Here is a 12,826-nt window from a genome sequence, read left to right on the forward strand (position 1 = left end):
AATTATTGCGGATTTTATGCATGAAAAGAGAAAGTAAGGGTACGGTTGAAGATTGTTTGAATATAGATAGCCGAACTATGGCTAGATCCAATACATTTGTAGATGGTGCTTCTGGTATTTGGGGGTGGAAACAAGATAACGAAATTAGCTCATCTATGAGCTATGAGTATCGTCACGGCGCTTTAATTCTGTCCTTTATGCAGAATGGTACCAATCACTGTCAGCATATCGAGGTGACTACTACACCGTGCCATTATGGTAATCATCGGTACTGGTTCATATGTCCTGGTAATGATTGTGGCAACCAGGTAGCAAAATTATATTTGGTTGATAGCCAATTTAAATGCAGGAAATGCCAAAAGCTTAACTACCTCATTCAGCAGTGCAACAAGGAGCATGTAGCAAGAATTAATATGCAGCGAATGCGAATAAAGCTTGGATGGCCATTAGATCGTGAAGCGATACCATTTTTAAGAAGGGTCTATAAGCCACTTAATAAAAATAAAAAGACATTTCAGGCCATAGTTGAGAAGCATGATATGTATGAACGTAAAGCTAATGCTGCTGCTATAGCATTCCATAATGCATTCATGGATAAAATAGAAAAGTTTATTGAAAAATAGCTGATTGGATTAACACTCTGTGAACGTACGTTGAAATCCAGTTTATACCTCACCCAATACGAATTTATAGGCTCACCTTTGTATCTGTATGGGGGTATCCCACTAGTATAAGGATGGATATTTACCTTGAAGGATATCACTCAAAATACACCTTAAAGCAATATCAAGACCATATACATCGGGGGATATAGAGTTTTTCCATAATGTTAATTTCATCAAGGTACATCAAGGAAAAGTTTGAAAAACTCCATAATTGAATAAGGTACAACAAGGCAAAAGTAGAGAAATGTATTCTTGTTCTAACCTTCGTCATTGGTAAAAATTGAGAAGTACGGTATTTCATTCAAGTAAAAGAATAAGAGATTAGTAAAATAAAACCCCATCGTTATTGATAGGGCTACTGGTGAGGTTATGTCTTGCGGTTTGTTGGGTGATTTATTCACATCAATTTTTATATTTGTCTAAAATTTTTTGAAACTCAAGTTCGATAACATTAAATCCATTAGATGCTTTTACAAATTCCTTCATTTTCTGGTTTAGAGAAAAACTATATTTCTCTAAATCTTCGACTCCTAATTGATCAGGTAATCCATATATTCTTTCTAACTCAACTTTTATGCTCTTTAAAGATTTTTTAAAACTCTGAAGATACGGTAAATACCGATCAATGATTGCAAGTTCCTCTTTAGTTAACTCATCTATTTCTTTTAGTATTTTGTTCATACCATCCAATTTTCTACTTAATTGCAAATATTTAATATTTTCTCTATATGCTTCATGCAATAAATTTATAAAAACCATTTTGGAGTCTACAGATCGATGTTCTAATAATTTCGCATACCCCTTATAGGCTAACCAAAAAGCAACTCCCCCGATAACAGTCTGAATCTGCCCCGAATTAGCCCCTAGTAATGCCCATCCTGCACAGATGAAATCCCCTATGATCAATATCTGCTGACCAATCCATCCAAATATACACATAATCTTATCAAGTAAATTTTTGCCGAGATTATAACCAAAATTGGAGATTTTTCACCTCCAATTTCACTCCCAATCTCCTGATGTAATGCTTCAATAAACTGATTACAAAATCCACCATCATCCAAAAATAGATCTACCTGCAATATGCTGTACTTGTAATCGTACTTACCTTCACGTGAGTAACCATCTTCACCAATTTTCATACGCTACAACTCATTCAATGCATACATCAGTTCGAATCTTAAATAGGGACTCACACCGACATTCAAATAGCATTAGGTTTAGGCATTTTCAGAAATGAGTACCTATATGAGTACCCAATACAAAGATAGAATTATTATAATATTTTATTATCAACAACTTAAGTCAATAGTTCTAGGCGCGCAGGGCGCACCACTTTATTGTTTGTTTTAATCTTTAATGTTCCAATGTTTTATTAAAAATAAATAAAATTCAATATATTATCTAAAAAAAATATCTAGATTAGTCTATAAGATTCTAACTTAATGTGGCCTTGTTGCAAAAATCTATTCTTAAAGATTTCTTCAGCAATATAATTTCAAAATGAAGAAGGCTGCACCGAAAATCTATCGTACAAACCAATTGGTCCTCCTATAACCGAGCTTTAATTAATCGAGGCAACATTTCCATTTGGTTTGATCCCAAAATGCAATGCTATGCTCAGCCACACGGCAAGCATGGTCGAAATCAGACCTATTCCGATACTGCTATTCAATGTTGTTTGATGATCAAATCTCTATTTAGACTTTCTTTAAGGATGGTTAAACTCAATGCTAGAAACTTCGATAATCAAGTGAATAAGACTCATGCCCGTATAGCAGTACTCAATAAGTTTGCAGAATTAGGCCGACCTCATGCCCAAATTGTCACTTAAATTTGAGTGACTTAGAAACGCTCTATCTTTAAAGGCTTTATGCAACAAAGTCATCTCTGGTTCATATCCATTTGGTATATATTCTTTGCAGAAATTATGATCTAACAATTTAAAAAATAGAATATACTAAACAAAATATGTTGAGTATATAACATGAATATATCTTTACTCATCTCTTCACTTCCAACACAGAATACGACCACTCGTATGAGGGTATGGCGATCTCTGAAGGCAAGTGGCGCTGCAACCCTTAGAGATGGCGTCTATTTACTTCCAATTGCTCATCGCGAGAAATTTGATCCTATTGCTCATGATGTCATTTCAGAACAAGGAACTGCTTATGTATTTCACGCGGAGTCCGCTTCAAATCTTGATCTTTCGACAATTTTCAGTCGAAAAGAGGAATACGATGCCCTTTATAAACAACTTAGAGCGCTAAAAGACCGCTTGACCAAAGATGAAAAGAAAGAACTGCTCAAGCAAGTTCGTAGACTCAGAAAAAATAGCAATGCGCTTGTAGAAATTGACTATTATCCTGATGAGACTCAAGCACAAGTGCTAAATGAACTTGAATTATTAGAATGCTCTATTGCCCGACTCGGTGAAGTTAACGAACCCCAAGCAATACAAACCCACATTCAACTTTTAGACAAAACAGATTATCAAAACCAAATTTGGGCAACTCGAAAAAGACCGTGGATTGATCGCCTTGCCTCCGCATGGCTGATTAAGACTTTCATTGATTCTAAACCTACATTTATTTGGTTAGAAACTCCCGATGATTGCCCTGAGGCAGCATTAGGATTCGATTTTGATGGCGCGAGGTTCAGCCACGTGAATCACTGGGTCACCTTTGAAGTTCTGTTACATAGTTTTAGTTTAGAAACACCCGCACTCAAGAAAATCGCTGAAATTGTGCATTACCTTGATATCGGCGGGATTGAACCACCCGAAGCAATGGGTATTGAAAAAGTCATGCAAGGTCTTCGCAGCCAAATCAACAATGATGACCAATTATTTGCATTATCCAATCATATTTTCGATGGCTTATATGCCAATCTATCCAGAGAATAATCATGGAACAAGAACTGAGTATGTCGCCAAAAGCAGAAATACAAACGGTTTCATTTTGGCAGGCTTTTCTGTTTTGGCTTAAATTAGGCTTTATTAGTTTTGGTGGTCCCGCAGGTCAAATCGCGGTCATGCACCAAGAACTGGTTGAACAAAAGCGTTGGATTTCTGAGAAGCGTTTTTTACATGCACTGAACTATTGCATGCTCTTGCCCGGGCCTGAAGCACAACAATTGGCGACTTATATCGGCTGGTTAATGCACAGGACGGCTGGGGGGTTAGTTGCAGGCATTCTTTTTGTACTCCCATCGCTCTTTATTTTAATCGGCCTTTCATGGGTCTATGTCAAATTTGGTGATGTCCCTATTATTGCTGGACTGTTTTACGGTATTAAACCCGCAGTTGTTGCCATTGTTTTTCATGCAACACATCGTATTGGGAGTCGATCACTCAAAAATAAATTCTTATGGCTGATTGCAGCGCTTTCATTTATTGCAATTTTTTTCTTCAATTTACCCTTTCCTTTAATCGTTTTCTCTGCGGCAATGATTGGATATCTGACCAGTAAAAAATATCCAATGCTATTTTCTGGTGGCAAAGCTCATCAGCAGAGTAAAAAAGATTATGGGCGTGCGTTCATTGATGATGATACTCCCACACCAGCGCATGCGATCTTTAGCTGGAAACGTTTGGGCAGTATTGTGCTAATCGGTGGTTTACTGTGGTTTCTTCCTATCCTGAGTCTAAGCTTAATGCTTGGGTGGGATCATGCCTATACTCAAATGGCTTGGTTCTTTACTAAAGCCGCGCTGCTTACTTTTGGCGGTGCATATGCCGTTTTACCTTATGTTTATCAAGGGGCAGTAAACTATTACGGCTGGTTAAGTCCGACTCAAATGATCGATGGCTTGGCATTAGGCGAAAGCACCCCTGGCCCTTTGATTATGGTGGTCGCATTCGTTGGCTTTTTAGGGGCATTTAACCAAGCCCTCTTAGGTCCAGATCATCTATTCTTGGCAGGCGCCATTGGAGCAACAATCGTCACTTGGTTTACTTTTCTATTTTCCTTTATTTTCATCTTGGCTGGTGCACCGATTATTGAGTCAACGCATAATGAGCTGAAATTTACGGCACCATTAACGGCCATTACAGCAGCGGTTGTTGGTGTGATTCTCAATCTTGCGCTATTTTTTAGTTATCACGTACTCTGGCCGACTGGATTTAGCGGCTCTTTTGATATCGTTGCTGCTTCAATCGCACTTGCAGCCCTGATTGGACTGTTCTATTTTGAGCTTAAAGTGATGTATGTCCTTGCTGCTTCAGCATTAATTGGCTTAGTTTGTTTTACATTTCTTTAATGTATATAAGAAGTTGAATGAAGCTCTTCTTTTGTGGGATTTGATTGAATCAATCCCACACTATTTTTAAGTCCTTCATATTCTTATGACGCTATGTTCAAGGTGATCCATACGATTCCCCCAGAAAACGTAAACCAACCCCTGCAATGGTAAAAATATATTTTGGAGTGACCGCAGAATCGCCAATTTTGCTGCGGAGTTTTTTCACCAAGATTCGCAGATAATGGGTATCTTCTTCATGCGTAATGCCCCATAACTCCGTCATAATTTGTTTTTGCGTCACAATTTTACCCTGATGTCGAATCAGCAGGGCTAACAGTTGAAATTCCTTTTTGCTGAGGGCAATTTCTTCATTTGCGAACTTCACCACATGTTCAGCCACATCCACAGATAATTGACCATCATCAAATACAATATTCTGTTCAGCCTGCTGCGGTTTATTGCGAAACATCACCCGAATACGCGCACATAATTCCTGAATGCTAAACGGCTTGGTCACATAATCATTTGCACCTGCATCCAGCAATTTAATTTTTTGATTTTCATCAGGACGTGCAGATAACACAATCACAGGAATGTTTGACCACTGTCTCATCTCGGTTAACACCTGCTGCCCTTCCATATCAGGCAAACCTAAATCTAAAATCAGTAAATCCGCCCCACGGGTTGCCAAGGTCTCTAAGCCTTGCATGCCATTTTCAGCGACATGTACCTGATAGCCTTGTGCACGTAAGGCAATGTCCAAAAATTTTCGAATTTGAGGCTCATCATCAATAATCAGAATTGATGCATTTGGATGGATTGTTTGCGGCATAAAAGTTCATTTTAACCCTGATGTAACGGTAATCGTATGCGAATTAAGGTGCCTTGACCATCTGTTCCGCCAAAAGCTTCGATACTGCCCATATGAGCGCCAATAATGGCTTTGACAATCGCCAGCCCTAAACCTGTCCCCGTTTTGCCTCGATCACCGCGCTGCATGGTATAGAACATATCAAAAATTTGTTCACGTTCATCTTCGGGAATACCAATCCCTCGATCGATAATGTCAATTTGCAGAAATTGTTCCTCTTGCTGAATCTTTATTTCAATTGGAACATTCTCTGGTGAGAACTTGGCGGCATTTTCCAAGACATTAAAAATGGCTTGCTCAATCAAAGCAGGATGCACATACAATTGCGGAAGTTCTTCCGCCAAAGCAACTTCGATTTTTACCTCAGGCTGATAGCGTTTCAGTCGTTGCGTTGCCGAACCAATCAGTTCATCTACACCAATCCAAGCACGACTTAAAGTCAAACCTTGATGACCTAATCGAGTCATATCCAACAGGTTTTGAATATAACGATCGAGTCGTTCGCCCTCGATGTGAATGGTGTCTAATAATTCATGCCGATCGTTTTCTGGCATCTGTTCACCATAATATTTAAGCGTATCTGCTGAGCCAATCATCGCGGCTAAGGGTGAACGTAAATCATGCGATACTGAAGAAAGTAAGGCGGAACGCAACTTTTCCGTTTCAGCCACCACACGAGAATTTTCTAACTGTAAAGAGAGTTGTACCCGAGCAACAGTTTGTGCAATATCTTCAATCATCAACTCAGTTAAACGTTGCAATTCAAAACTGATGCTTTGAGCATTTTGATTAAACCGAATTGCAATCACGCCATATTCTTTCACCAAATTTAACGGAATAAACCACCATTCAGAATTGGTTAACGTATTGGTAAAGCGTCCACAGGGTTTCGCATTCTTCTGCGTCCAATCTGCGGCAATCTGATCTTTTTCATTTAAAGCAGAGACATCACCTAAAGACTGATTTTCAACTTTTAACCAAACCGTGGCATTTAATGAAGTTTCCAAATGTTGTTTGGCGACGGTTAATACCTGTTCAATATCTACACAGGTCGATAGCTTGCGCTCTAATTCTTGTAACTGTAACGACACTGAATTTGCAGCGCGTAAACTCAACACTTGAGCACGTAATTGATTAGCTAAGCGACCCACCAGTAAGGCTGAAATAATGAACGTGATAATGGTAATCACCCCACGTTCAGCACTGATCATAAAGGTAAATCGAGGTTCGATAAAAAAATAGTTGTAGAGTAAAAAACAGATGAATACGCTGATAATTGTAATCAACATTCGGGCACGTATCGCAACCAATAATACAGTCACAATAAAAATTAAGGCTAAGTCGCTATACCCAATAAAATGATCACTGATTGCCGCCACAATCAGTCCTAGCAATACAATGATGATACTTTCGAATACTTCACGTCGATTAAAAGCCAAGCCTTGTTCTCGCCAAGATGAATGAGCTGCATCGTTCTGTGGGCTGGTCTGATTATTTTGAGCTTTTAAAGGCTGAACAAAGGTGATTTCAAAAGGGTGCTGTTTCTCTAACAGTTGATCGGCAATATGATCTGAAAATAAGCGTTGCCATAGCGATTTTTGAGGGCTCTTGCCGAGTAAAATATTGGATGCACCATAATCATAAGCCGCTTGTAAAATGGTCGATGCAATATGATTGCTATACAACAAATAGGTATCTGCACCGAGCTTACGCGCTAGGTTAAAAGCTTTCGTCACCGTAAAAATTTGCGTCGTTTCGGCTTTACTTTTTTGAATCGAAATGACGCTCCACGTTGCATTGCGCCTTTCCGCAATCCGATGTGCACGGCGTACCAAATCTTCTGAAAACTCAGAACCATCTATCGCCAACATGACATGATTTTGAATCGGGATAATCTGCCCTTGTGCAACAAATTTTTCTCGATAATCAATATCGACTTGTCCTGCAACAGTTTGAATTGCCAGATCACGTAATGCTGTCAAATTTGCAGCTTTAAAAAAACCTTGTAATGCATGGGGTGCAACATCGGCGAAATAAATCTTGCCATGATTCATGCGTTCTAATAGTTCGGGAACGGATAAATCAACCAGTCGAATATCTTTCAATCGTTTTAGTAAAGCATCGGGGACGGTTTCACTCACCCGAATCCCAGTAATTTGGTAAACCACATCATTGAGGCTTTCCAAATGCTGAATATTTAAGGTGCTATAGACATCAATGCCTGCATCCAACAACTCATTGACATCTTGCCAACGGTATTCATGTCGACTATTGGGTACATTCCGATGGGCCAGCTCATCGACAAGCACAATTTGAGGTTTTAACTTCAGAATTTGGTCAAGATCCATCTCCTGCAAAACACGGTCTTGATATTCCACAGACTTTCTTGGAATAACATGCAGTCCTTGAATCAAAGCTTCAGTATCAGATCGACCGTGGGTTTCTACGACCCCAACCACCACATGCTGCCCTTGTTGCATCAATTCATGCGCTCGGGTCAGCATGGCATAAGTTTTCCCTACTCCTGGTGCTGCACCCAAGAAAATAGTCAAACGTCCAGATTGTTCACGTTGACTATGTGCCAACCATGCATCTGCTTTGTTATTACGGTCAATCTGCATAATTAGGCTCTATCAACGAGGTGTAGATGACAATTGATCTAAGGCTAAATTCAGCTGCAACACATTCACTCGTGCTTGCCCATATACGCCAAACTGTGCAGGCCGAATCTGTTGTTGTACCAAATCACGGACTGGTTGCTCAAGTAAATGACGTTGCAGTGCCACTCGTTTCACCTGTAAGAAAGCACTTTCAGGTGAAATATCTGGATCAATCCCGCTTCCTGATGCCGTCACCATCTCATTTGGCACCTGCTGCTCAGTAATCTGATTGTTCTGTGCAAACTGAGCAGTTCGTTCCTTGATCTGTTTTTGCAAATCAGGATTAGCAACTGCCAAATTACTACCTGCCATACCATCTACACTGTAACTTACCGCACTCGGTCGCCCATGGAAATATGCTTCACTGACAAAATTTTGCCCCACCAAGCTTGAACCCACAACATTGCCATTCAGTTCAATGACACTGCCATTGGCTTGTTTGGGAAAGATCAACTGTGCAATCGACACACTTGCTGTAGCGTACAACATGCCCGCAATCAAGAAACCAACCGCAACCAAACCAAGACTTGGACGTAAAACTGAATGAACTGAATTCGATAATTGGGAATTTTGTTGATTCAATTGTTCATGCTTTAATAAAATATTCATCGCTCGCTCCTAAATCCACAATGACACAACAAGATCAATTAACTTGATGACAATAAACGGAAAAATGACCCCACCAACTCCATAAATCAGCATATTGCGGCGTAACAATTGCAACGCACTGGCAGGTTTGAATTGAACACCTTTGAGGGCCAATGGAATCAGCATTGGAATAATCAAGGCATTAAAAATCAAAGCGGAAATCACCGCGCTACTTGGGCTACTGAGTTGCAAAATATTCAACACACTAAGCTCAGGAATCGCTACCGCAAACAAGGCAGGTAAGATAACAAAATACTTGGAGACGTCATTTGCCAATGAAAAAGTGGTTAACGCGCCACGGGTGATGAGTTGCTGCTTACCAATTTCGACCACGTCTAGCAATTTGGTTGGATCTGAATCCAAGTCCACCATATTGCCTGCTTCTTTGGCTGCTTGAGTACCTGAGTTCATGGCTAAACCAATATCTGCCTGCGCCAAGGCAGGTGCATCGTTGGTACCATCACCCACCATTGCGACCAATTTCCCTGCTGCTTGCTCATTACGAATACAAGCCAATTTGTCCTCAGGTCTCGCCTCCGCAATATAGTCATCCACCCCTGCTTCAGCCGCAATCGCAGCCGCAGTTAGTGGGTTGTCTCCCGTGACCATAATGGTTTTGATGCCCATCTCACGTAGCAGCGCAAAGCGTTCTTTAATACCTTGTTTGATCACATCCGAAAGTTCAATCACGCCTAAAATATTGTGATTCGAAGCCACCACCAATGGCGTTGCACCTTTCGAAGCGACTTGTTCTACCCGAGTTTTCAGCTCAATATTGTCCTTAATTTCTTGATGGGTAAAATGAAGAATGGCATCGACAGCTCCCTTACGAATCGTTTGTCCTGTGACTAAATCCACACCCGATAACCGTGTTGAGGCGCTAAACTGAATGAATTCGGCATCTTTTGGCTCTTGGATACTTTCACCTAACTCTTTCCCAAGGCTGATGACCGACTTCCCTTCAGGCGTTGGATCGGCAAAAGAAGTGAGCATTGCTGCTTGGCGTAACTCACTTGGTGTCACACCTGCCAATGGATAAAAAGCAGTGGCTTGGCGATCTCCATAGGTGATCGTGCCTGTTTTATCCAACAACAACACATCAATATCACCCGCAACTTCAACCGCTTTCCCTGATTTTGCTAAGACATTGGCTTTTAAAGCACGGTTCATTCCCGCAATCCCAATCGCAGGCAACAAGCCGCCAATCGTGGTTGGAATCAAACAGACCAATAGTGCAATCAGTAAGACCACACTGATTTTGATCCCGACCATTGAACCAATAACAGGTAAGGTCAGCACCACTACAATAAAAGTGATGGTCATAATATTCAGTAAGATACTGAGTGCGATCTCATTCGGTGTTTTCTGGCGATTAGCACCTTCTACCAAGGCAATCATGCGGTCTAAAAAGCTATGCCCTGCTTCATTACTGACTCGAATAATAATTTCATCTGACAAAACCTTAGTCCCACCAATCACACCTGAACGGTCGGTATTGGCTTCACGCAGTACGGGCGCAGATTCACCTGTAACGGCTGATTCATTGATGGTCGCAAAACCTTGAATAATCTCACCATCCGCAGGAACAATTTCACCTGCTTTGACAATGACGAGATCATCTTTTTTCAGTATATTTGCAGAAATCACAGTCGGCACAGCATTCAGATCGGCAATACGATTTGCAGTTAAGTTTTCACGTGCCTGACGTAAAGATGCAGCTTGTCCGCGGCCTTTGGCTTCTGCAACCGCCTCGGCATAATTGGCAAATAAGACCGTGACCAATAAAATCAAGCTCAGGACTAAACCAAAACCTAAACTGGCATTACCCATCAAAGTCGCAATAAGGGTTAAAATTGTTCCCACCCACACACATGCCATCACTGGATTTTTAAAAGCGTGTTGAGGCAGCAATTTATGGAAAGTTTGCTGAATAATTTCTTTATTCAAGATATCCATCTGTTGTGTCGCATTTGAATGTTTCATTGTTGTTGCTCCACGCTTAAACTTTGATCGACAAATAGTCAGCAATTGGCCCAATCACCAACACTGGCATGAATTGCAACAAGGTCAGAATCAGCACGATCCCAATTAAGGTCAACGCAAAGGTTGGCGATTCAATCTGTAAAGCTCCTTTGCTTTCTGCTGCTTGCGGTTTGGTTGCTAAACTCACAGCAATCAAAATAGGGATGATCAACACGCTATAACGGCCTGCCAATAAAGCGACACTGGCACTCAGATTCCACCATAAAGTGTTATCGCCTAAGCCTTCAAAACCCGAACCATTATTGGCATAAGCAGAAACATACTCATAAAACACTTGGCTAATGCCATGAAAAGCTGGATTTGAATTCCCTGTAATGGATGGGAATGCAATGGCGATGGCCGTCAAACCAAGAATCACCACAGGTTGTAAGAGAATCACCAGCGCCAATAACTTAATTTCAGTCACTTCAATTTTTCGCCCAAACAATTCAGGGGTACGTCCTGTCATCAAACCTGCGATAAATACCGCCAGAAATAGATAAATAAAGAACTGTAATAGACCGCAACCAATCCCGCCCCAAATGGCATTGATCAGCATATTGCACAGTTCAACCAGTCCAGTGAGTGGTGAAGCCGAATCATGCATCATATTGACTGAGCCGTTATTCACTTGTGTGGTCAGGCTTCCCCATAGTGCGGATGCCTCAGCACCAAAGCGAGTTTCCTTACCCTCCATCAAAGCCGTATTTGGAATTAGCGAAGATTGTTCAGTCCACAGAGTGAATAGCGTTGAAGATAGAGACATCAACAACATGGTTCCAAAAATCATCCACATGAGTTTTTTACGTTGAATAAAGCGCCCAACCATGAACACCGCAGAGAGTGGAATCAGTAAAATCGCGATCATCTCAATCACATTGGACAATGGGGTAGGATTTTCTAAAGGCACACTACTGTTGGGCCCATACCAGCCACCGCCATTACTACCGAGTTGTTTAATCGCCACCATCGGTGCAACGGGACCCAATGGAATATGTTGAGTTTTGACTTCTGTGCTTTGCTCTAAGACTTGCACTGTTGGACCCGCAGATAATGTTGCAGGGACGCCTTGAAAAGTGAGCAGCAAAGAAAAAATAAATCCTAAAGGAATGAAGAATCGAAATAAGGGGCGGATGATATCCATCCAATAATTGCCCAGATTAATACGATTCCATTTGTTTTGATCTGAGTCTTCTGCTTGAGCTGATTGTAAAAATAATGCTCTTAACATGGCGACCAGTAAGGCAAGTCCCATAATTGGCGACAAATATTGCAATCCTACAATCAAGGTCATTTGTGATAGATAAGACAGTTGCGCTTGCCCCGAATAATGCTGTTGGTTGGTATTGGTCAGGAAGGAAATGGTGGTGTGTAAAGCCAAGTCCCAATTCATATTGGGAATATGATCAGGATTCAAAGGTAACCATGCCTGTGTCATCAAGATTGTGACGCTTGCTCCAAGCAACAGAACATTACTCAGAACAAAAGCACCCAAATATTGCCGCCAGTTCATACCACTGCGCTTGACACCGAGCACAGCATAGATCGGTTGTTCGATCCATTTAAACAAAGCGTCGCTTTTCATTGGTTTGGCTTGCATGACATCCGCAAGATAAGCACCAAGCGGATAAGCCAACAGCAATGAAAGGACAAATACAGTAATAAATTCCCACATAGCAAATGCCATTTAAAAATAGGTCAGCTTTAGTATGGAA

General features: G+C 40.9%; 9 protein-coding genes and 1 pseudogene. 4 read left to right on the forward strand and 6 right to left on the reverse strand.

The features are described from left to right. The first annotated feature begins 20 nt into the window (after positions 1–20). Positions 21–623, forward strand: coding sequence for a hypothetical protein (locus E0H82_RS00860; RefSeq protein WP_131262568.1), 603 nt, complete (start codon positions 21–23; stop codon positions 621–623). A 444-nt stretch (positions 624–1,067) separates the two neighbouring features. On the opposite strand, the gene E0H82_RS00865 is transcribed toward E0H82_RS00860, so the two are convergent. Beyond that, positions 1,068–1,604: a hypothetical protein gene (locus tag E0H82_RS00865; protein WP_131262569.1), complete on the reverse strand. Its 537-nt coding sequence runs from the start codon at positions 1,602–1,604 to the stop codon at positions 1,068–1,070. A 564-nt stretch (positions 1,605–2,168) separates the two neighbouring features. Here E0H82_RS00865 and E0H82_RS00870 point away from each other — a divergent pair. From E0H82_RS00870 to chrA, 3 genes and pseudogenes are all read left to right on the forward strand, one after another. After that, positions 2,169–2,388 (forward strand): annotated as a pseudogene (locus tag E0H82_RS00870) (transposase); the annotation flags it as partial. Positions 2,389–2,652: 264 nt separating this feature from the next. Beyond that, positions 2,653–3,573 (forward strand): chromate resistance protein ChrB domain-containing protein, encoded by a 921-nt coding sequence (locus E0H82_RS00875; protein ID WP_131262570.1) that lies wholly within the window; start codon positions 2,653–2,655, stop codon positions 3,571–3,573. A 2-nt stretch (positions 3,574–3,575) separates the two neighbouring features. Next, positions 3,576–4,928: a chromate efflux transporter gene (chrA, locus tag E0H82_RS00880; RefSeq protein WP_131262571.1), complete on the forward strand. Its 1,353-nt coding sequence runs from the start codon at positions 3,576–3,578 to the stop codon at positions 4,926–4,928. Between the two features lie 97 nt (positions 4,929–5,025). Here chrA and E0H82_RS00885 read toward each other — a convergent pair whose 3' ends face one another. From E0H82_RS00885 to kdpA, 5 genes are read right to left on the reverse strand one after another with little or no spacing between them, the layout of a single operon-like run. Next, positions 5,026–5,742 carry a response regulator gene (locus E0H82_RS00885; RefSeq protein ID WP_131262572.1) on the reverse strand — a complete coding sequence of 239 codons (717 nt, stop codon included), beginning with the start codon at positions 5,740–5,742 and terminating at the stop codon, positions 5,026–5,028. 11 nt (positions 5,743–5,753) lie between these two features. After that, complete coding sequence (locus tag E0H82_RS00890; protein WP_131262573.1) at positions 5,754–8,402, reverse strand: sensor histidine kinase; 2,649 nt, start codon at positions 8,400–8,402, stop codon at positions 5,754–5,756. A 12-nt stretch (positions 8,403–8,414) separates the two neighbouring features. Further along, on the reverse strand, positions 8,415–9,050 hold the full coding sequence (gene kdpC, locus E0H82_RS00895; protein WP_131262574.1) for a potassium-transporting ATPase subunit KdpC: 636 nt from the start codon (positions 9,048–9,050) through the stop codon (positions 8,415–8,417). Between the two features lie 9 nt (positions 9,051–9,059). Continuing rightward, complete coding sequence (gene kdpB, locus E0H82_RS00900; RefSeq protein ID WP_131262575.1) at positions 9,060–11,072, reverse strand: potassium-transporting ATPase subunit KdpB; 2,013 nt, start codon at positions 11,070–11,072, stop codon at positions 9,060–9,062. Positions 11,073–11,088: 16 nt separating this feature from the next. Further along, positions 11,089–12,786, reverse strand: a complete 1,698-nt coding sequence (gene kdpA, locus E0H82_RS00905; protein ID WP_131262576.1) for a potassium-transporting ATPase subunit KdpA — start codon at positions 12,784–12,786, stop codon at positions 11,089–11,091. Positions 12,787–12,826 lie beyond the last annotated feature (40 nt).

Origin of the sequence: Acinetobacter sp. ANC 4910 (assembly GCF_004331035.1) — a bacterium.
Lineage (GTDB): Bacteria > Pseudomonadota > Gammaproteobacteria > Pseudomonadales > Moraxellaceae > Acinetobacter.